Here is a 17099-nt window from a genome sequence, read left to right as displayed (position 1 = left end):
GGGAAAAAAGCGCTGATACGCTATCAGCGGGCCGGAATCACCAGCTTCTGCCCGACCAAGATCAAATTCGGATTCGGAATGTTGTTCCGGCTCTGAATTTCACGATACCGCTGACCGTCGCCCAACTGGTTGGTCGCGATCAGGTTGAGCGTGTCACGCTGGCGCACTGTGTAGGCGTGCTCGCCGGCGCCCGCGGCCCGGGTCTGCGTCTGGTTGCTGATGAAGTACTTGCGCAGCAGATCGAGATAGGCGGGCGACTGCTTGACCTTCGCGATCGCAGCGTTCAGGTAGATCAGCAGCTCCTGGTCTTGTGCACGAACACCGATCTTGTAAGCGATGTTCGAGCCGTCGAGCTTCGTGATCGCAAACCGCAGGTCCGATCCCTTGATCGAATCGACCGCAAACGGATAGTCGTAAATGAAAGCGTCCACTGCACCGCTGTCCACACTCTTCTGGATGAAGGCGGGATCGGAATCGTCTTCCTCGACAACCGTCGTGTTCGGATACTGGCTCGTCACGAAGGCACGTACGTCCGGATCGCCTTTGAGGATGCCCACGCGCTTGCCTGCGAGATCTGCCGCCGTGCGAATCGGTGAACCCGAGCGCACGATCAGCGAGTAGCCGAAGTCGTCGACGTAGGGGACCGTGTACACCACCCCTTGGACCGGACGATTGTCCTGGAACGTCAGACCATCCATCGCGATATCGACGCCATGATTGCCGTCCGCATCGTTCGAAAGCAGTTGCTTGGGCACACCCGCATACGTATCGACCTCGTGATGCATGTCGACCTGCACCTGCTTCCCGTCCGTGTTGAAGGATGGATCGGCGAACAGCAACTTTGCGAAATCGACATTGAAGCCATGAGCCGGGGCGCCGTTCTCGTCGTCGTAGAACGGTGCGCTCGGGTTCTGGACTGAGACCCTCACGAGGCCATTCTTGATGATCGCCTTGAGCGTGTCCGAGTCCGGTTTATAACCGGCGGGTAAGGCCACCGTATTGGCCGCCGGCGCCCGTGCCAGAGCCGCTGCCGCGGAGCTCGCATCGAATCCGGTCGGCGTACCTTGAGTCTGAATGCTGGCCGATTGCTGACCGCCCGTCAGCTTCGACAGGCCGCCCTGCTGGAAAAGCCAAACCACGCCAATGACCACGATGAACGCGGCGGCGCCGAGAATTTTCCCGATATTCTTCATGTTTACTCGCTAGGTCGTTGTGGTACGTTTTACTGCTGCGGGCGTTGCGAAGGCAGCGACACGCGCGGATCGGTCGCGATCGCCGGTTGCGTGTCTTGTGCGAGCGCGGCCTGCTGCGCCTGCTTGACTTCCGGGTTGTCGAGAAGAGCCGTTTCCATCTGGCTGAATGCCATGTTGACGGACTTCATGACGGAATCGATCGACGCTTCGGTCTTGATTTGTTCGAACGTGTCGCCCGATTGCTGGCCGGCGACCTTGTTCATGCGCTGCGCGGCTTGCGACATATCCCACATAGCCCTCGCTCGGTCGATTGCATGCGCGAAATTGTCGAGCTCTGCGTTCACCTGCTTGTAGCGATCCTCACGGAAATGCAAAAGCTGCTGCATCGTGGCGAGTTGCGAACGGAAACGCGGCGCATCGTCCGGATACTGCTTTTCGAACAGACCAACCTTGTCCTGGAAATTCTTGACCTCCGTACGGAACTCGGTGATGCGGTCGGCGAAATCTGCGGCCGCACGGCGCTTGTCGGCGAGTTGGTTGATCAGCGTTTCGATCGGGTTGGCCTTCGCTTCGGCGACGACCATCTTGACCTGCGTGTTGCGCAGCTTCATCTCGACCACCGGGCCGAGATAGATCGCCGCCAATCCGACGGCACCGGCGGCAACCAGGGCCAACAGCCCCTTGAGCAGTAGCAGTGCTGCCGGTGCTGCGATCGCCACCCCGGCAGCGATCACGAGCCACTTGACGATCTTGGCTTTGCGAGCCGTTTCGGGGCTTACGTTCGGGATGAAAGAGTTCATTGAGGCTCCTCGGTTTATCTGATTCGGATTGGTTCTAAAAACTGACTTCGCCTTTTCAAGGGGCGACGTCTGCGTGCTTTAGTTGGGGAAACCTGAATCCCGTGGTCCCTCCCTTTGACTCTGCCGAAGCTCATCGGAACAAGAAAGCCATGTAGTTCCGGGCATGAAGCGGGTGCTGTTCCGCCTCAACGCGCCATTGCCATCAAGATCAACGCAGGTGTTAACGGCATAGTTGCGGAGAAATTGAAGCCCTCGCATCCCGCAAGTCCTCACCCTTCCCGCCCGTTCCACCTTCAGGCCCATCGGACACGCCGTACCGCATGCAGCGCCACCCGTTCTTCTCGTTCGACCTGGTCCGGCGGAAGCCAGTGCTCACCGCGTTCCAGTTGAGAAATGACGTCCCACTGCTGGATCTCAAATGCGACGCTCGGATCGGTTCGGACTCCATCGACGACCGGGTAGAGGTACCAGAACTCCGGGAACTGGTTCTCGCGCTCGAGTCGGAATCGGAGCTCGCCATCGATCAGGATGTCGTAGTTCCCCGTCGCGTCGTGCTCGCAACACACGCGATCAGCGTACTTGCCGGAACTCGCGCGACTGCGGACGGCGGGTTTTCGGGTAGATACAGGCATACGAGCCTTGCGATCAGATAGAGTCGACTCATTGTGCAGGGCGCCGCTTCCAGTTCAAGCCCCGACGAAAAAATCGGCCCCAGGCTGAGTACGGGGATACCAGCGTGGGGCCCAAGGGCAATCGACGTATTGACGTCGAATCGAGGGACGGTAATGAAGATCCGTCGAGTTGATCCTACCACAAAGCCCGTCTTTGGACTTCCTGTCCGGAAGTACCTAACACGGATCGATTCAGTTCTGACCGGACAAAAAAATGCCCGGCTGGGGTTTCCAGACCGGGCATCCGTTCGCGCTTCCTTTAACTTACTACCACTTACGGGAGAAGCGATTCCAATATACACATGAACTCCCGTCCCCTCCAAATAGTTTTTCGAGATCGCATCAAATTGTTCATTACATTCCCATCAGGAAGCGTATGGAGGCTCCATCGCGCCGCCTCGTGGCACCTTGCGGCCCCGCGGGCCGATGCTATCCTTGTGGCCATGCCAAGTACGTCCCCTTCCCCGCTTGCCGCTGTCGGCCGTCTCAGCATTCCGCCCGAAGCCCTTGAACACCGCTTCACTGTCGAAGCGCTGGCGGTCGCGCGATCCCGCGAGTCCGAAGAGCTTGAGCGCGTGATTGGAACCGACAACTCTGGACGCTGCGAACTGTATGGATGGGCGCCGCATGTAGCTCCACATGCCGACGGCTTCGGCTTTGTCTACCTCGTCTGCCTGAATGAAGGGGAAACGTCGATCTGTGCCCGGGATGCTTCCGACGAGGTGTACGAGGTGTTTGCGCCCGCCGGCGCCGTGATTCGGCTCGACGATCGAATGGTGCATTGGACGGCGGATACGGCCGTCCGAGTGGCGGCCTTCGTCGGACATTTTCCGGAACCTGTCGATGAAGTCGCGATCGCTCAGCTCGAAGCTGGGATCGCCGCCTTAGCCAAGGGCCTCTATGCGGGAGCGCCTCGCGTGCGGGACGGATTCCGCGTTCTGCTGGATGACGAGTGCTGGTCGGCAACTACGCTCGACGATGAACTCGAAACGACGTTACTGCGGGAAGCGAAGGCCGCGGGGCGCTGGATCGAGATGTGCTCGTATTGCGGCAACGCTGCCGTCAGGCCGGATCCGAAATGGCCGTACAGCATCTCACTGTCTCGATGCATGAAGCATCTTACTGCCAGCTGACAACAGACGGCCTTACAGTTGTTCTGCGGGCTGACCGGCCATCAGAATAGCAGCGTGCCTGTTTTGGTGGATCTCGCTACGCCCTTTGTCCGCCAGTGCAGACAGGAAAGTTCGATCGTCCATCCTGAACCTGCATAGCAGCTGGTTGATATTCGCGACCTTGACGACCTGGGCGATTGTCAGATTGCCGAGGATTTCGGCCACTTCTGCGGAGATCCCCAGCCGGAACATTCCGGTGTCGCGGTCCTCGCGCAGCATACGTTGCGCGAGCAAGAGATAAGACATGTTCAGTTCCCGAATCTCGGTCGGGATGTCGTGATTCGATTGCATGGCCGGTGCCTTACCTGATTTATCGCGTGACCCGCCTCGACAGATCCGCTGTTTCGGGGTAGCCGCGCTTTCGAGTGGCGCAGGTCAGGTGAGATTTTGCAGGAACCGATGCTATATGAATTTCTCGCTAGGAAGCTATACCAGCCAGAATTTTTTGTCAGAATTGCAACGAAATCGCCTCTTTCTTCTTTTCTAGTTCCTGATGAGAACGCCTTTTTGAGTCATGAGCACCGCGATTGCGCGCCGATACCTCTTTATGAGATCGAGATCGCGTTACGTTGGATTTGGAATTCGCGACAGATCGCTGTTGTCTCCGATATCGCGGAGCTTGACCTTCCGGCCGATCAGATTCGTCGCGGCCCACTGTGGATGAAGTCCCGTAGATCTCCCCCGGCATCCGCGTCTCGGATACGACCGCGTCGACGATACGCATGGAAAAACCTTCTGCCCGGCGCCTCGCTGCCGTCCAAACCCCACGACTGTCTTCGATTACATCATGGAGCACCAACGATGCGCTCGTCGTCAGTGTCACCCGCGAGCATGACACGCATCGGGTGCAGGACGTAGGGATTTCCGCCCTTGTCTACCTGTCCTGAATGGAGCTCGACCATGATCTGGGTTCGCGCGCTCGAGCGTCGCCATGTGGCTCTCCTGCCCGCCCGTCAGACACTCGGGGTGGTCCGCACCGGCGCACCGCGCTTGACGAAGAACTTGTCGACCCGCGCGTCGATGCCGGCCCGATAGCGCAGGAGCTTCGCGGCATTTGTCGCTTGCCATTCCAGATCGAAGGACTGGAGAACGGTTGAATCGATACGATGCGCGATCAGGTAGTACATCACTGCTCTGACTTTCTTCCCCTTCACATTGGCGTAATGCCGCGCGAGCTTCACCGCGTTACGCGCCGCCGGCGTGTACGACTTGACCTTGTGCGCCCGGAAACCGCTGCACTTGCGCTTGGCCGCGAGGATCTGGTCCTTGTCCGATACCCAGAAGCGGCCGGACCAGCCAACAAACCCGGCCGTGTCGACCGACCACGTTCCATCGCGGAACTCCGCTTCCACGGCGTTTCCGCTCCCGTCCTTCAGCCGATATTTCCCGGTCAGGCTCGGCTTGACGTTGAAGCTGAAATGGCCTTCTTGTTCTGTCCACTGCACGGTAGCTTTCCCCCTCACTATTTCCGCCTGTCGCTTTCGGCGTTGGCCCGCCGATAGCTCCTGTAGGTGCGCCACATCAGGGCAGCCTGGCACGCTCCGCCGAGGATACCCAATGTCGCGAGAAAACCGACATCGAATTCCCGCTGGAATAGCAGGAACGCGATGATTACCAGAGTGGCGCCGCAGATCAGGCGCAGGCTCCACTCCACACCATCTTTCCGGGTAGAAGGCAGCGCCATGATGGCAACGTCGCCGATCGCCGAAATCAACAACGTCAGCGCTATGATGTCCCACCCCTCCATTACTTCTACTCCCATTTTTCGGCGAACGCCTGCATGCGCACCGCCTCTTCCGGCTCGACTTCGCCAAGCGATTTGATGACCGACCAGCGTCCATCCTGATACAAGATCTTCTTGCCCTTGCGTAGCGCCTGAACACGACGGTCTAGCACGAGATCGTATTGGCTGGCGCCCGTAGCGTCGGCGATACGTTTTCACTCCGTTTCGATGCCACCAGTCAGCATCTTACGGAAGGTGTTCTGCCCGCTCTCGATCGCGTCGAGAATCATCGATTCGAGCTTCGTGTAGGTCGAGGTCATCGCGAGTCCCTAGAGCAGCTCGTACTTTTCCATCAATTCGAGCTTCCTGCTTTCCTTGCGACGGCGATCTTCTCGCGATTCCTCGGTCGGGACGATATCGCGTTTCGCCGCGAGCGTCGCGTCGTATCGCTCCGTCTCGGCAATCAGCTTGACGAGTTCCTTCAGTTCATTCTTTGCTCGCGTGAACATGCCAGTTCCTTCGTGTCAGAGTTGAGAGGTATTACGCGACCAAACAGACGTGTTCTGCGATCTCCGAATACGACATTCCGCCGTCGTAGTAGTCTTGCAGCGAATGCTCATTCGCCCGCACGTACGCTTCGGCCTTCGCCGGGACGTTCATGCTGACTTCGCGCATCGCCTTGAGCTCACAGAGGACGTTCGGCACGACGCCCTGCTCGAGGACGTTTCCGGTCTTCGCGACCGGGGTGGCATTCTGGCCCATTTTCTAAATTTCCAGAGAGTGACGAAACGGCGATGATGGAATTTTAGTGCAGCTTCTCGCCCCAGCCGTGCGCGGCCGGATTCATGACGGGACAGGCCTGCCGGATAAGACTGTCGAACTCGCAGTCGATCTCGCTCCAGTCGTCTGCGTCTGCGAAAATTAGCCGACCACGATCGGCAGCGCCGATGTAGCGCACGAGATTGCCGTGGATCTCGAACTCGTCGCCTTGCGCATTGATATCCACGAAAGTGCAGCAATACATCGCGCCGACTTCGAGAGCGTTGCCAGCGTGGTCCGTGATCACTGCAACCGGCGCATGCACGGGACGGGTTGTTTCCGTGGGCGCCAAACGGGCGTGGTTCAATACGTTCATGGGTGTCCTGTTGGTTGGTGGCTGACTTGCCATGCGTCCACTATAGCGGCGCGTATGCCCCATACAAGATCGCGCGAAACTCGCTTTCCCGGCTTTCCCTCGTTCTTTTTAGGCGTCGATTCCTGTTCGGAATCAGGTGAGCTTTTTCGGGAATCAGATCCTGATGCAATCGAATTCTGGTCCGCGCGCCGAACCTTGAATGGTGCGCGCCTCCTGGGATAATCCGTCCATACCCGATCACCGAGGAACGGAATTCACCATGCATCTCGCTCACATCGATCAGCACCGGACCCCGACACGCGCCGCCGGCGCCCTGCCACTCGGCTCCATTCTCGGCTCCGTCCAGGTGCCTGGCCACGTCATTCGCCTCTCAGATCAGTTGGCTGGCGAGTTCTACACCGCCGCCGAGGAAATCGAGTTCTGCGGCGATCAGGTCGAGACCTTCGCGATCCCGCCGTGGGCCAGCCGCGACGGTGCCGCGTGGCTTCCGGATCTCGCTGCGCTCGGCTACCGCCGCGCTGACAGCGGCCACCTGGGTGGCCGTGAGGAACTGCTCGTGGCGACCGCGGCCGCAGACATGCACACGGACGACGAGGGCCTGGTGCTGATGGTTGTGCTGCACAACGACGGCCTGACCTTTCGACAGGGAAAGGTCCGCCACAAGCCGAAGGCGGGCGACTGGTTCATCTTCGACGATCGCCTACCTCACGGCGTTGATGAGGCGCCCGGCCGGGCATCGTTTCTTGGCTGGAACATCCCTATCGCCCCGCTCTGATCGACGGCTATCGCTACCCAATTCTCGAGAGGAACACGATGAAACAACAGGACATCAAGGTCGGTAGCGTCTACACCGACGGTAAGGCAGGACTTCGCCGCGTCACGGCTGCTGGTCCGGAATACAAGCTCTACGACAGCCAGGAGGAAACGGACTGCCTCCAATACGAGGTCATCACGAGCGCAGCGGCAGGGTCCGTTGTCGAGCGTGGCAAGTCAGTCGACGGTAAGCCGCTCGCCCACTCCACACGCCAGTCGTTCGCGGCATGGGCGAAGGCCGAGGTGCCGGCCGACCAGCTTGAGCAGAAAGTCGCTGAGTTCGGCGCAAAGCGGGTCAAGCTCACCCCACCTCAGGCCAAACTCATGCGCACCTTTGACCCGGCGGACGAGCTCAAGACGGGTACGCACTGGTGCTGTGAGCCGGACGAGCTACGCCCGGCTCGCGCGTGCCAGGACAAGGGCCTGCTCACGATCGATGGCGAGCCGGGCCGCGGCGAGCATTTCGAGGTCAAGCTGACGCTTCTCGGCATCGAGGTCGTGCGGATCATGACGTCTGGCGTAACGGTGCCGGCGTAACCGTACTTCATCTGGCCTATTGTCTGTCGGGCCACAGTCCGCGGCCCGTCGACACTCGATTACTTTGCGGCGTTAGCGCGAGCATCAGTGCGCGCGACCATTCTCAGCAGTTCGGCCCGAATGAATTTCGGGAGCGTTTCACCGTTCCCCATCCTGATGAATGCCGCCCGATGTTCGCGTGAACTCGAGCACAGCGCTTCCAGCTTTGCGAACGCCTCACTCGACGTCCGATAGCTTTCAGTCTGGCGTACGAACTGACTCCACCAAAATTCAAGCGTGGACACTCTGCGGCGCAGGAGGGCGGCCGCGATCAGATGGTCTCTTACCTCGCGCTCTTCTGGCGGAATGCTGCCCACTGCAAAGCTATCGAAGGGTTCGGTCACGTACCTCTCGTCTAGAGGAGTGTCCATGTGCCGAGTCCGCTGACCATCTTGCATGAAAGTCAGGCTCGGATCGAACGGTTCCTGAGCGTATTCCCACGACGGTCGCGGAATAGCGCCGGCCGGAGGAGCATCAGCGCCCTGTCTGTTGCCGAGGTTATTCATAGTGATGTCTTCCTGGTTTGCCGCGGCGTTTAAAGGCTCCATGCGCCCGCTTCTCTTCAGACCTGATCGCCTGTAGGCCGCTGGCCAGCGCGAGCTTCGACTTCGAATGCGCCATTTTTCCCCGGAGACACATCTAAAGCTGCTTCGTCGTGGCCCCGCATGTCGATTTCGCGCCAAACTTTCGCGCTCAGCCCGAACTCCTCACGATAGGACGCGATACCCCGATTGATGACCTGCTCGAAGCGTCTGAAGTCCTCCTCCGTTTCGGCAAGCACGAGAGCCATGACCGGCTTTGCTTCCATGTCACCGAAACCCACTCGTGGCAGAGCGTGCATTGCATAAAACGTCTGGCCCGCCGGGAGCGCGTTGCAAAATGCCTCCACCGCTTTCGTAAGTTCTTCTTCATTCAACATGACTTTTCCTTCCCTTTTTTTGGAGTGACTAGGCTTCGACCTGAACCAACTCGAGGTCACAACTAGCCATCCAGTTCACTCCGGCTTCTCCTTCAGCAGTCCATTGAAAGCATACTCTCACGGGCAAAACGCACCCGCAGATCTTCAACGCTGACCTCGGCCGCCGACGCCGCTCGGACAACTGCATCTCGCAGATCCGTATGTTTCTCTACTGGGCTGCATCCACTGACTGGACGTACGTACGCACGACCACGCCACTCCTACCGGATCGATTTGCTTTTAACGCCATCGTCCCACGCCTGCAGCGCAGCCGATTTTGTTCGCATCGGGGTTGCCCGGACTCCCCCGGAAAGTGCGACTTCGTGCAGTACGCGGTCCAATACGTCGGCCCCTTCGTCACAGCCGGCTGCGCACCACATCGCGGACAGGGTTCGTTCATCGAATCCATCGCCGTTCTTCCGTCAGTGTGCCGGAACGACGTAGTCCCCGTTGGGGCGCTTGACGACCGTCGCTGGCATTCCGTCGTGCTCGCGGTGTTCGACGGTCCACGTTTCCACCACTCGCTCACCACCAGTCAGAAACTGGACCCGCACGGTGTTCGTGCCTGGTTTGACGACGACGCATCCGGTGAACGGGCGGAGGCTATCATCCGGACGGCCTCCGATCCAATAGTCCTTCCACGGACGAGGATCATCAGGGCAAGGATCGAAACCGAAAATCGCAGTCTCATGACCGTCAACCTGCACCTTGTATCCCGGCTTAATGACGATGTCAGGGTTACCCATGCCGGATTGGACCATGACATCACGAGCCAGATCCCGCGCGTACGGAAACGCGATGGCCAATACAACGATAAGGCCGGTGATGACTGCTGCGGCGTAACGAGCTCGGCGTTCGAGCTTACCTAGTGCCGCCGTGATAACATTTACCATGTCGATCCTACCTTCCCCATTCATTCCGAATTGGCTGCGGCCACCCGATTGACCAGGTGGCCGGAGCGCCGTTGTCACTTGTATTATTTGCCCCGCGCCGCCGCGTAAACCGCAGGCATGTCGACCTCGCCGTCGACGATCGCTTGCAGCACGTCGTCGGAGAAAGCCTTGACGACGCCGAGCTTGCGCGCCTTGAGCTCGACAGCTGCAGCTTCTTGCCACTGCTCGCTGTCGGTCAGTTCCGGCTCCAGGTCGGGATGAGTCGACACGTAGCCAGCCATCACGTTCTTTGCTTCGCTCCGAATATTTCTCGGCATTTCTCTGCTCCTGTCAGGAACTATCGCCACGCTTTCAAAGTGTGCCAGGCGGTTCCCACGAATCTAGCGATCGCAGCGGGCCGAGCCGATCGTTTTCCGATCTGGATTCTCGCCGCCAACTATCGCGTAAAGATCACACCGATCGCTGACAACATGACTAGCAGGCCCAATCCGATCAGGAACAGTACCTTCGCCCGCCAGCCCTTGGCCAGGTCGATTCCGATACGGTTGCTCAAAGCACCCCACACCATTGCAACAAAGAGCAACAGCCCGCCCCTGGTCGTTTCGTGAACGCCCAAAGCCATCATTGCCAGTTCGTACACCGCAAAAACCGCTGTGCCCATCGCGGCGGCGAATGTCACATCGTTGAACGTCGGACGACGAAGCTTCACTCCAAGGATCTGCATGGCTGGTTCTTTCGGGTTAGCCGGAACTTGGCAACCACAGGTTAACGGATTCGAACGGAGCAGCCTTAAATGCGGATGGCGGCCCGCACCGCGTCACCAGCGGCCTTCTCGTACAGCCGAGCGCTCTCATGGCTGTCGTCGCATGCGCGGCTGATCACACGGGCAATATGCGGCACCGCGCTCCGGCCCGGTTCACCTCCCTCGGCGGCCTTCAGCTCGGTCAGCACAGCGTCCGCGACGTAGAGGTAGTCCTGCCATCGGTATTCATTTCCCGCAGCGTCGCCCTGATGCATCGGCTGTTCGCCACAGGCCGAACAGATCGCACCGGCAACCCGCTCCCGAGTTGCCCGGTCAGGCTGAGTAGCGCGAAGTTTCTCCATGACCTGCTGGTAGTTCTCGTGGAGCACCGGCCAGTCCGGACCCCGCTCGAGCGCGTCCGGATCCAGACGACCTTCAAACACGCCAAGACGGACCTGCGGATGCTTGTGGCCGACCGTGGCCAGCCAACCCGCGCACGCGAGCTCTGCGCCGATCCTCGACTGGTGGCAAGCAAAGATCCTCGCTCCGATCTCCGGTCCCATCCCGCGATGGTCCGGACAGGTCGCCGCCAGATTCTCGGCAAATTCCATGTCGAATTGGGGGATATCAGTCGCCGAACTGTCGAGCCGCCACGGGCACGAGGCACACGGCTTGGTCATGTGGTGAAGCGGATTGTCTGCCATTTCCTGTCGCCTCTATTGAACCTCGGCACGGCCCGATGACGCCACCAGCACGGCCTCTCCGTTGATCCCCGGCGCATAGCCCACTCTCCTGAGCGCGTCCAGCGTCGGATAATACGTGAACTCCCCGAGTACTTCGGCACCATCGCCTTCCTCATAGGATCCGCACAACATGACCGTGCGATCCGTCACCTGGCAGGAGAGCCCCGGTCCCGGGTTCGCCACATCACGGACGAAGCCGTCTTCGTCCACGAAACACCCTTTCGGGTAGCTGGAGTTCGACATGGACGTGCCCCCGATCATGCCTTGACGTCCTGCAGGAATGCGTTGACCCGCGCCGCCATCAGCGGATCCAGTCGGCGCTCGATCGCGTCTTTCAGTTCCTGGCTGACAGCGATCTGGTAACCATGCTTACGGCCAAGCGCGAGGAAGGGTTCGTTTTCGGCGCACCACTTAACGAAACTGTCCAGCGCGTCGACGCCGAGCACCTCCCCTTCGACGAGTTGCGTTTCGCGCTCGAACAGCATGTCCCCGTCGCCCATTTTCGCGAGAATCACGGTCTTGCCGACTTTCGTCGGGATCGCGGCAAACCACAGGTCGATCACGGATCCGTCGATCTTGGCTCTCAGCTTCGCGGTCTGCCGGCGGTCATCGAGCTGGTAGGTAGGATGGGACGCCACCCTGGAGTGGATGTTGTACAGGTACAGAAATGCGGTATGGGCATCCACGACGCTAAGTGAAAGACTCAGACTGTCGCCCGGCTGCTGCTCGCCATAGGTGATGACCGCCGTGTCATTGTCGTCGCTGATCTCGCATTTGGCGATGATCCTGCCCGCCGCAAATTGGCGAAGGATCGCGGCTGGGAGCGTGGGAATTTTCTGGTCTACGTGCATTATTCTCATCCGGATTGAGCGTGCTGTGGCGAGACCTCGCCAACCGCGTCATCATCGCTTGCGCGGTCAGACTTCGAGGATCGTGAAGTCCGGGTTGACCTCGACGAGGTTGCCAAAATCGTCCGGTACCGCGAGATACGGGCCGGTGCCGTGCTCGAACACATAGGTCCACCGGATATCGAGCTTCCACTTTTCGATCGTCGCGTTTCCGTACATTGCCGAATCCTCCATTTATCTTGACCGGCAGGTCATGGCGACACATTACCGGGCCGGCAGCGGGATTCAAGCCTCTGCGCGAAAACTCAGTTCGTTCGACATGCCTCAAACGCGCGAGCTCGACGCGTATCTCGATTGACCGCTATGTTGTATGCCGCCGGCGAGTGCGCAATGGTCATCCGCCGGATGCCGATCGGCATTCCGCTACCTGATGCCCGCGTGGCGGCGGGCACCAGGCGAATTTACGCAGTCTGGATGTCGACGCGCAAGTTGTTGAACCATGCAGCGAAGTCTGCGGCGTCGGTGAAAACCTTCGTCAGCGCACCTTCATTGCTGATGCCGACCGTATAGCCCTCGTTGAGCAGTCCGACGATGTTCGTTTCAAAGAGAGCAGGATTCCCTTGTTTGGTAAGGGAATCGCTGATCGTTTCTACGGAAATGGTGACTACGGGGGTGCTCATGGTTCTCTTCCTTCATTTTCACGGCGGCCGGCCGTGCGCGGGGCGCCGCTGGCGCCGGTTGTTTTTCCTACCGGCTCGACTTGCAACGTCACGGCGAGGCAGGCACTCGCACCGACTCTACGCGATAGCCGTCTGCGCGCAGACGTGCGACGAGGCCATGTGGGCCAGGCAGGTGCAGTGCGCCGACGACGATTGCAGCATCACCATCATCCAGATAACCGCGCAGGCGGTCCATCCACGCGGCATTGCGTTCGTCGACCATGATGTGCCGATGCGTGGCGGCGTCGGCCAAATTGGCAAAGGACCCGTCTACGAGACGCTGTAGGGCATCAAAGTCGCCGGCATTGAAGGCGTCGGCGACCGGAGCAAGCACCGCGGCCGGATCATGGGACAGCGCCCATCTGAACCCGCGCCGCTCGATGCCCTCGGGCACTGCGAGTCGTTGACGCTGGGCGAATGCGTCGTCCTCCAGATACTCAGGCTTCAGGTGGTAGTCGCGCATTGCGGATAGCGTGAGCGCAAAATCCGCTGCATGAAACGGATTCAGTCCACACACCGTATAAGCGACCTGATTGGCATCGCGCACTTCGGGATGGGTGAGCAGTTCGTCGGCCTGCTCGGGCGTCTTGCCGGAACAGGCCGCTCGTCGATGATACGTATCGAGCTCGGCCGCGCTCAGCCCGACAGCCCATGCAGCTGGTTCGGCAGGTTTTGTCGTTACCGCCTGCGGTGCACCGAGTTTATCCGGCGACGTCGCTCCCATATGTTCGAGGACGTAGTGTCGTTTGCCGGCAAGCACTGCGGGCGACGGCCGCAACAGTCCTTTGGCCGGGACGTGCATGACACCAATCAGGAGACTCTGTCGTCCGCTGGGGGCGGTGACCGCGAATGCAGGCACTCCCTCAGTCGAATGATTAGCCAGCGGGCCAGCGCAAGCCACGCGAGTGCAGCACAAAAGAAACAACGCGAGCAAAGTTCGCTTCAATTTTGTTTTCCGACGATTACTTGTTCAATTCCCGATGGAGGTAGAGGGAACACCATTGCGACACTTCCAGTCAAGAATTCTGAAAGCGTCAAGGGCACCACTGCTTTCTTGCTTGCGACAGGCCCATCCATATAGCCGCACGCAGGGGCTTTTCAACCCCAACTGACCTGGTATCCGCCCGCCTGCGCCTGCTGAAATAGGTCCACAAAACGCAGCGCAACGCGCCGGATGTAATCGTCTGTCCGCCCGAGGGACACCATACGAGGCCCCCGACCGATCGAGACGACTCCTCCGGAGCGGTCAAGGGCTCGCATCGCCCCTTGTGTGTCGAGCGTCTCGGACGTCGCGAGTTCGCGCAGCGATTGAAGGTTAGCTACCTTCACTGCGCGGCGCAGCATCTCCGGAAGCTCGCTTGCTGACCAAGAGCCGCATTGATCGGGCGCCAACCCAAAAGCCTCGAGCATTGCGAACGCATTGCTATCCACCAGCTTGATCTCCGGCAGCACGGACACCTCCTCGGTGTACTCTTCGTAACCATCCGGCCGGTGTATAACTGTTCGCGTCGGCGCGTCGGGCGCCCAAAATGTGATGCTCACGTCAACTTTTCCTGACTGCAGTCAGGCTCGCCTTTATCGGACGACGCGGTTCGGCGAACGAATGCGTCCAGCCAGCCCGGCCACTTGCGCAGATCCACAAAGCCGTTGGGTTCTGCCGGCTGCTGCTTCGCCCACGCATCCAGCGATCGTCTTTCTTCGTCGTTGAGGCGATCCAACATCGAAGTCGGTTCTCCGCCTGTGATGATGCCCATCAGGTTGCTCGTCACGGTCATTCCCTCCTCTTATAGGGCCCTTTCCTTGTTCAAGGCGAGCACGGCCTTCACGCACGCGCGCTCCGGGTTTTCCGCATCTGCGGTTACTGTCGTGCGATAACCCGCTGTATCCGTGATGCGGACCAGGCATTGCCAGCTCTTCGCGCCCTTGAACCCCAATTGGAAATCCCCCTTCTTCCCGATGGGCAGAGCGTTCTGAATCAGCTTCTCGCTAAACTCCCGCCCGGCCTGCATCTGTATCCCGGTATCACGCATCTGGTCCTGCGCGAAAGCAGTTGTGGCCGATCCGATCAGCAAAGCCGCGACGATCGGTTTCATGTTGCGTGAACTTCCGGCCATATCGGGCTCCCTTTAAACACCCCGTTTGGAGAAGGCATTCCGGCTTACGCTCCCTGCCAGTTGCATACTGCCGACCAGCTCTGCTGCGCTCGCCTTCTCCAAACGAGGCGGATTACCATCCCGGAAGACGCTGATACCGCTGTCGGTCGTCATCCCACACCCTTAGTCGTCTTGACTCGACGAAACACCGCTCTCCGGAGTCCCAGCCCGGGAAATCTTGGAGATTTCCTCTTGCGTCAGCGCCAGTTCCCGATACACCTCCTTTTGGTCGGCATCGGTGGATTTCGGGATGAAGGTCTTCGATTCAATCATTGTCTTGACTCCTGTTGGATACTCAATTTTCTGCTACGGCATCTGAAAGCCGCTATTCGGGCCAGTGCCCTTGTGCGCAATCGAGCGCCTGGACTCGCCACCCCTCCGGATTTGCAATCATGTCCCGCCGGAGCTCGACCTTGCACTTCTGGCCTGCGACTTGCGCAGCGACAGTTGCACTATCCCCGTGAACGTTGGGAGCGCCCATCGCGATGAACCTACTGGCGAGGAACTTCTCGGCGACGCGTCCCGCACTGCTTTCTCCGCTTTCGTCTGCCGCCATCGCCCCGCCCCACGCACTCGCCAGCGCGAGCAGCACAACCATCTTCTTCATCTGATCACCCTCGTAGTTCGTATCTGGCGGTCCAACACCTTTGGGCTGCACCTCGCCAGTGTTTATGCTCACCCGCGAGAGTCTTCGTTTGCCGCCGTCGTCAAGGGGAAGACGCCCGTCACGTAAAGCAGCCCGACCACGCCAGCGAAGATTGCGACGAGTGCCGGGAAGCCCATCACGCCTGGCGCCATCCAGGCTGCGGTCATTGGCGCGTTTTTGAGACTACCGGGCGGAAACGGTTTGGCGAGCCATCCCAGCATCCATGCCCAAATGCCTGCACAAAATGCCAGCAGGAGCAGTCCCTTCAACCGGTTCCAAATATTTCTCGCCATGTCGTTCATAGACCCGTTCCAGATCAACCGCAAAATCATTGTTTTTGCACCCACTCAACGCGGTTGGGCTTCGACCGGCGTCAAGATGTAGCGCTTGTCGGTGCCATCCGACTGACGCACAGTGATCCCGCTCTTCATTATGCGTGTCAAGGCCGAAGCCCAATTTCGGGCGGCTTCCAGTTTCCCGTCGGAGCTGCCCCGCTCATACCCTTTTTGAAAGGCGATGCTTGCGCTGCCCACCGCGGACGTGACAGCTACAATCGCTAATGCGGCGGTCACGCTTGCCGGATGAGGTGCAATTTTCTTCACGATTATCCTGACTCTTTCCCCACCGCTTGCCGCTTTACTTGGCATATCCAGTTGAAATTCGTGGACACCTGCTACGCAGTTGCAACGAAATCGGCTTCCGTGATCATTCTGACCTAGGTGTTAACGGCCGCGACTGCCCGATTCTTAACCCACTATATCCAGCTGCGCCCCCTATTCAAGCTGCCTCAAGATGCCGCAATTTGGCCCGCGCGTACTCGGCCCAGGCCTGCACCAGCACGACCAAAATAATGGCCTGATCCGGCGTATCGCAGTTATGGGGCGTGTATTCCACCTCTGGACCGATCCAGTCGAGCCGATCGGGTCTTTGCAACCGACCGAACGCCTCAGGATCTGCGCCCAGACTCCCGCCAAACAGGGGATCCGCAATGAAGGCCCTCGGGCATGCCGTTCCCTCGACGAACATGATCTGGGCCTGCTGCCCCGCCTCACGCACGGAACCGCCCACCCTCTCGATTCGCCGGTGGATGCCAGACATCAGGCGCTCGATCTCGACAGCCGGGACCTGAATTTGGATCAGATCGCACAACGCCTGGGTCAAGACGGAAAAGCAGAATCCGGCCGTCTTGTTACCCGGCACGAGATCGAAACCGTCGATGCGATAGAAGAAGCGGTATTTGTCCATTGAGCGGCCTGGCGCAAACTCAGTTTATGGCGGGTACCTCGGCAAGCCTCGCGTGCGTCCACTCCGCGG

General features: G+C 59.5%; 32 protein-coding genes. 3 read left to right on the top strand and 29 right to left on the bottom strand.

Annotated features, from left to right (window positions below):
• Positions 1 to 23: 23 nt before the first annotated feature.
• The 3 genes from KH616_RS01025 to KH616_RS01015 all read right to left on the bottom strand — a co-directional run bounded on the left by KH616_RS01025 (position 24) and on the right by KH616_RS01015 (position 2625).
• On the bottom strand, positions 24 to 1193 hold the full coding sequence (locus KH616_RS01025; RefSeq protein WP_292232974.1) for a transporter substrate-binding domain-containing protein: 1170 nt from the start codon (positions 1191 to 1193) through the stop codon (positions 24 to 26).
• Between the two features lie 29 nt (positions 1194 to 1222).
• Positions 1223 to 1993: a hypothetical protein gene (locus KH616_RS01020; RefSeq protein WP_292232972.1), complete on the bottom strand. Its 771-nt coding sequence runs from the start codon at positions 1991 to 1993 to the stop codon at positions 1223 to 1225.
• Positions 1994 to 2286: 293 nt separating this feature from the next.
• Positions 2287 to 2625, bottom strand: coding sequence for a hypothetical protein (locus KH616_RS01015; RefSeq protein ID WP_292232970.1), 339 nt, complete (start codon positions 2623 to 2625; stop codon positions 2287 to 2289).
• 482 nt (positions 2626 to 3107) lie between these two features.
• Between KH616_RS01015 and KH616_RS01010 the strand changes: the two genes are divergently transcribed.
• Positions 3108 to 3797 carry a hypothetical protein gene (locus KH616_RS01010; RefSeq protein WP_292232968.1) on the top strand — a complete coding sequence of 230 codons (690 nt, stop codon included), beginning with the start codon at positions 3108 to 3110 and terminating at the stop codon, positions 3795 to 3797.
• A gap of 12 nt (positions 3798 to 3809) precedes the next feature.
• Here KH616_RS01010 and flhD read toward each other — a convergent pair whose 3' ends face one another.
• The 7 genes from flhD to KH616_RS00975 form a co-directional block, all read right to left on the bottom strand.
• A complete protein-coding gene (flhD, locus tag KH616_RS01005) occupies positions 3810 to 4127 on the bottom strand; it encodes a flagellar transcriptional regulator FlhD (RefSeq protein WP_046196193.1) in 318 nt (105 codons plus the stop codon).
• Positions 4128 to 4789: 662 nt separating this feature from the next.
• The gene (locus KH616_RS01000) at positions 4790 to 5281 is read right to left on the bottom strand and encodes a hypothetical protein (protein ID WP_292232966.1); all 492 of its coding nucleotides are present in this window, start codon (positions 5279 to 5281) and stop codon (positions 4790 to 4792) included.
• A 17-nt stretch (positions 5282 to 5298) separates the two neighbouring features.
• Positions 5299 to 5583: a hypothetical protein gene (locus KH616_RS00995; RefSeq protein WP_292232964.1), complete on the bottom strand. Its 285-nt coding sequence runs from the start codon at positions 5581 to 5583 to the stop codon at positions 5299 to 5301.
• Positions 5584 to 5588: 5 nt separating this feature from the next.
• On the bottom strand, positions 5589 to 5732 hold the full coding sequence (locus KH616_RS00990) for a hypothetical protein (RefSeq protein ID WP_292232962.1): 144 nt from the start codon (positions 5730 to 5732) through the stop codon (positions 5589 to 5591).
• 156 nt (positions 5733 to 5888) lie between these two features.
• Positions 5889 to 6068, bottom strand: a complete 180-nt coding sequence (locus tag KH616_RS00985) for a hypothetical protein (protein ID WP_212124184.1) — start codon at positions 6066 to 6068, stop codon at positions 5889 to 5891.
• 31 nt (positions 6069 to 6099) lie between these two features.
• The gene (locus KH616_RS00980; protein WP_292232957.1) at positions 6100 to 6321 is read right to left on the bottom strand and encodes a hypothetical protein; all 222 of its coding nucleotides are present in this window, start codon (positions 6319 to 6321) and stop codon (positions 6100 to 6102) included.
• 43 nt (positions 6322 to 6364) lie between these two features.
• Entirely contained in the window at positions 6365 to 6694 is a 330-nt protein-coding gene (locus KH616_RS00975; RefSeq protein ID WP_292232955.1) for a hypothetical protein, read from the bottom strand.
• 259 nt (positions 6695 to 6953) lie between these two features.
• On the opposite strand from KH616_RS00975, the gene KH616_RS00970 reads away from it, so the two are divergent.
• Together KH616_RS00970 and KH616_RS00965 are read left to right on the top strand one after the other, a co-directional pair.
• The gene (locus KH616_RS00970; protein WP_292232953.1) at positions 6954 to 7469 is read left to right on the top strand and encodes a hypothetical protein; all 516 of its coding nucleotides are present in this window, start codon (positions 6954 to 6956) and stop codon (positions 7467 to 7469) included.
• A gap of 38 nt (positions 7470 to 7507) precedes the next feature.
• On the top strand, positions 7508 to 8044 hold the full coding sequence (locus KH616_RS00965; RefSeq protein ID WP_292232951.1) for a hypothetical protein: 537 nt from the start codon (positions 7508 to 7510) through the stop codon (positions 8042 to 8044).
• A 59-nt stretch (positions 8045 to 8103) separates the two neighbouring features.
• Here the strand turns inward: KH616_RS00965 and KH616_RS00960 are convergent, their stop codons facing one another.
• The 19 genes from KH616_RS00960 to KH616_RS00870 all read right to left on the bottom strand — a co-directional run bounded on the left by KH616_RS00960 (position 8104) and on the right by KH616_RS00870 (position 17030).
• Positions 8104 to 8589, bottom strand: a complete 486-nt coding sequence (locus tag KH616_RS00960) for a hypothetical protein (RefSeq protein ID WP_292232949.1) — start codon at positions 8587 to 8589, stop codon at positions 8104 to 8106.
• 56 nt (positions 8590 to 8645) lie between these two features.
• Positions 8646 to 9002 (bottom strand): hypothetical protein, encoded by a 357-nt coding sequence (locus KH616_RS00955; RefSeq protein ID WP_292232947.1) that lies wholly within the window; start codon positions 9000 to 9002, stop codon positions 8646 to 8648.
• Between the two features lie 461 nt (positions 9003 to 9463).
• Complete coding sequence (locus tag KH616_RS00950) at positions 9464 to 9934, bottom strand: hypothetical protein (protein WP_292232945.1); 471 nt, start codon at positions 9932 to 9934, stop codon at positions 9464 to 9466.
• A gap of 83 nt (positions 9935 to 10017) precedes the next feature.
• Positions 10018 to 10251 (bottom strand): hypothetical protein, encoded by a 234-nt coding sequence (locus KH616_RS00945; protein WP_292232943.1) that lies wholly within the window; start codon positions 10249 to 10251, stop codon positions 10018 to 10020.
• 119 nt (positions 10252 to 10370) lie between these two features.
• Positions 10371 to 10658 (bottom strand): hypothetical protein, encoded by a 288-nt coding sequence (locus KH616_RS00940; protein ID WP_292232941.1) that lies wholly within the window; start codon positions 10656 to 10658, stop codon positions 10371 to 10373.
• Between the two features lie 65 nt (positions 10659 to 10723).
• Positions 10724 to 11380 (bottom strand): DUF6283 family protein, encoded by a 657-nt coding sequence (locus KH616_RS00935; RefSeq protein WP_292232939.1) that lies wholly within the window; start codon positions 11378 to 11380, stop codon positions 10724 to 10726.
• A gap of 12 nt (positions 11381 to 11392) precedes the next feature.
• Positions 11393 to 11680: a hypothetical protein gene (locus KH616_RS00930; protein WP_292232937.1), complete on the bottom strand. Its 288-nt coding sequence runs from the start codon at positions 11678 to 11680 to the stop codon at positions 11393 to 11395.
• Positions 11677 to 12270 carry a hypothetical protein gene (locus tag KH616_RS00925; RefSeq protein WP_292232935.1) on the bottom strand — a complete coding sequence of 198 codons (594 nt, stop codon included), beginning with the start codon at positions 12268 to 12270 and terminating at the stop codon, positions 11677 to 11679. The genes KH616_RS00930 and KH616_RS00925 overlap by 4 nt, the downstream gene beginning before the upstream one ends.
• Before the next feature lie 66 nt (positions 12271 to 12336).
• A complete protein-coding gene (locus tag KH616_RS00920; protein ID WP_292232933.1) occupies positions 12337 to 12486 on the bottom strand; it encodes a hypothetical protein in 150 nt (49 codons plus the stop codon).
• A gap of 242 nt (positions 12487 to 12728) precedes the next feature.
• Positions 12729 to 12947, bottom strand: a complete 219-nt coding sequence (locus KH616_RS00915) for a hypothetical protein (RefSeq protein WP_292232931.1) — start codon at positions 12945 to 12947, stop codon at positions 12729 to 12731.
• Positions 12948 to 13035: 88 nt separating this feature from the next.
• Positions 13036 to 13845, bottom strand: a complete 810-nt coding sequence (locus tag KH616_RS00910; RefSeq protein WP_366834244.1) for a TraB/GumN family protein — start codon at positions 13843 to 13845, stop codon at positions 13036 to 13038.
• A 239-nt stretch (positions 13846 to 14084) separates the two neighbouring features.
• A complete protein-coding gene (locus KH616_RS00905) occupies positions 14085 to 14528 on the bottom strand; it encodes a hypothetical protein (protein WP_046196177.1) in 444 nt (147 codons plus the stop codon).
• Positions 14525 to 14755, bottom strand: coding sequence for a hypothetical protein (locus KH616_RS00900; RefSeq protein ID WP_212231849.1), 231 nt, complete (start codon positions 14753 to 14755; stop codon positions 14525 to 14527). Before KH616_RS00900 ends, KH616_RS00905 begins: the two co-directional genes overlap by 4 nt.
• Before the next feature lie 15 nt (positions 14756 to 14770).
• A complete protein-coding gene (locus KH616_RS00895) occupies positions 14771 to 15079 on the bottom strand; it encodes a hypothetical protein (protein WP_292232924.1) in 309 nt (102 codons plus the stop codon).
• A 183-nt stretch (positions 15080 to 15262) separates the two neighbouring features.
• Positions 15263 to 15412, bottom strand: coding sequence for a hypothetical protein (locus KH616_RS00890; RefSeq protein ID WP_165487664.1), 150 nt, complete (start codon positions 15410 to 15412; stop codon positions 15263 to 15265).
• Positions 15413 to 15464: 52 nt separating this feature from the next.
• Complete coding sequence (locus KH616_RS00885; protein WP_212208777.1) at positions 15465 to 15746, bottom strand: hypothetical protein; 282 nt, start codon at positions 15744 to 15746, stop codon at positions 15465 to 15467.
• A 68-nt stretch (positions 15747 to 15814) separates the two neighbouring features.
• Positions 15815 to 16087, bottom strand: a complete 273-nt coding sequence (locus KH616_RS00880; protein WP_131754337.1) for a hypothetical protein — start codon at positions 16085 to 16087, stop codon at positions 15815 to 15817.
• A gap of 45 nt (positions 16088 to 16132) precedes the next feature.
• A complete protein-coding gene (locus tag KH616_RS00875; RefSeq protein ID WP_292232918.1) occupies positions 16133 to 16387 on the bottom strand; it encodes a hypothetical protein in 255 nt (84 codons plus the stop codon).
• 175 nt (positions 16388 to 16562) lie between these two features.
• Positions 16563 to 17030 (bottom strand): hypothetical protein, encoded by a 468-nt coding sequence (locus tag KH616_RS00870; RefSeq protein WP_046196173.1) that lies wholly within the window; start codon positions 17028 to 17030, stop codon positions 16563 to 16565.
• Between the last annotated feature and the right edge of the window lie 69 nt (positions 17031 to 17099).

It is taken from the genome of Burkholderia sp., from assembly GCF_018375725.1.
GTDB lineage: Bacteria > Pseudomonadota > Gammaproteobacteria > Burkholderiales > Burkholderiaceae > Burkholderia.
This window is presented reverse-complemented; position numbering and strand designations above follow the sequence as displayed.

What these genes read in the sequence shown, in the direction of transcription:
- KH616_RS01025 (WP_292232974.1), bottom strand. Translation starts at nt 1,193, where the DNA reads ATGAAGAATATCGGGAAAATTCTCGGCGCCGCCGCGTTCATCGTGGTC.
- KH616_RS01020 (WP_292232972.1), bottom strand. Translation starts at nt 1,993, where the DNA reads ATGAACTCTTTCATCCCGAACGTAAGCCCCGAAACGGCTCGCAAAGCC.
- KH616_RS01015 (WP_292232970.1), bottom strand. Translation starts at nt 2,625, where the DNA reads ATGCCTGTATCTACCCGAAAACCCGCCGTCCGCAGTCGCGCGAGTTCC.
- KH616_RS01010 (WP_292232968.1), top strand. Translation starts at nt 3,108, where the DNA reads ATGCCAAGTACGTCCCCTTCCCCGCTTGCCGCTGTCGGCCGTCTCAGC.
- flhD (WP_046196193.1), bottom strand. Translation starts at nt 4,127, where the DNA reads ATGCAATCGAATCACGACATCCCGACCGAGATTCGGGAACTGAACATG.
- KH616_RS00995 (WP_292232964.1), bottom strand. Translation starts at nt 5,583, where the DNA reads ATGGAGGGGTGGGACATCATAGCGCTGACGTTGTTGATTTCGGCGATC.
- KH616_RS00985 (WP_212124184.1), bottom strand. Translation starts at nt 6,068, where the DNA reads ATGTTCACGCGAGCAAAGAATGAACTGAAGGAACTCGTCAAGCTGATT.
- KH616_RS00980 (WP_292232957.1), bottom strand. Translation starts at nt 6,321, where the DNA reads ATGGGCCAGAATGCCACCCCGGTCGCGAAGACCGGAAACGTCCTCGAG.
- KH616_RS00975 (WP_292232955.1), bottom strand. Translation starts at nt 6,694, where the DNA reads ATGAACGTATTGAACCACGCCCGTTTGGCGCCCACGGAAACAACCCGT.
- KH616_RS00970 (WP_292232953.1), top strand. Translation starts at nt 6,954, where the DNA reads ATGCATCTCGCTCACATCGATCAGCACCGGACCCCGACACGCGCCGCC.
- KH616_RS00965 (WP_292232951.1), top strand. Translation starts at nt 7,508, where the DNA reads ATGAAACAACAGGACATCAAGGTCGGTAGCGTCTACACCGACGGTAAG.
- KH616_RS00960 (WP_292232949.1), bottom strand. Translation starts at nt 8,589, where the DNA reads ATGAATAACCTCGGCAACAGACAGGGCGCTGATGCTCCTCCGGCCGGC.
- KH616_RS00955 (WP_292232947.1), bottom strand. Translation starts at nt 9,002, where the DNA reads ATGTTGAATGAAGAAGAACTTACGAAAGCGGTGGAGGCATTTTGCAAC.
- KH616_RS00950 (WP_292232945.1), bottom strand. Translation starts at nt 9,934, where the DNA reads ATGGTAAATGTTATCACGGCGGCACTAGGTAAGCTCGAACGCCGAGCT.
- KH616_RS00945 (WP_292232943.1), bottom strand. Translation starts at nt 10,251, where the DNA reads ATGCCGAGAAATATTCGGAGCGAAGCAAAGAACGTGATGGCTGGCTAC.
- KH616_RS00940 (WP_292232941.1), bottom strand. Translation starts at nt 10,658, where the DNA reads ATGCAGATCCTTGGAGTGAAGCTTCGTCGTCCGACGTTCAACGATGTG.
- KH616_RS00935 (WP_292232939.1), bottom strand. Translation starts at nt 11,380, where the DNA reads ATGGCAGACAATCCGCTTCACCACATGACCAAGCCGTGTGCCTCGTGC.
- KH616_RS00930 (WP_292232937.1), bottom strand. Translation starts at nt 11,680, where the DNA reads ATGATCGGGGGCACGTCCATGTCGAACTCCAGCTACCCGAAAGGGTGT.
- KH616_RS00925 (WP_292232935.1), bottom strand. Translation starts at nt 12,270, where the DNA reads ATGCACGTAGACCAGAAAATTCCCACGCTCCCAGCCGCGATCCTTCGC.
- KH616_RS00920 (WP_292232933.1), bottom strand. Translation starts at nt 12,486, where the DNA reads ATGTACGGAAACGCGACGATCGAAAAGTGGAAGCTCGATATCCGGTGG.
- KH616_RS00915 (WP_292232931.1), bottom strand. Translation starts at nt 12,947, where the DNA reads ATGAGCACCCCCGTAGTCACCATTTCCGTAGAAACGATCAGCGATTCC.
- KH616_RS00895 (WP_292232924.1), bottom strand. Translation starts at nt 15,079, where the DNA reads ATGAAACCGATCGTCGCGGCTTTGCTGATCGGATCGGCCACAACTGCT.
- KH616_RS00890 (WP_165487664.1), bottom strand. Translation starts at nt 15,412, where the DNA reads ATGATTGAATCGAAGACCTTCATCCCGAAATCCACCGATGCCGACCAA.
- KH616_RS00885 (WP_212208777.1), bottom strand. Translation starts at nt 15,746, where the DNA reads ATGAAGAAGATGGTTGTGCTGCTCGCGCTGGCGAGTGCGTGGGGCGGG.
- KH616_RS00880 (WP_131754337.1), bottom strand. Translation starts at nt 16,087, where the DNA reads ATGAACGACATGGCGAGAAATATTTGGAACCGGTTGAAGGGACTGCTC.
- KH616_RS00870 (WP_046196173.1), bottom strand. Translation starts at nt 17,030, where the DNA reads ATGGACAAATACCGCTTCTTCTATCGCATCGACGGTTTCGATCTCGTG.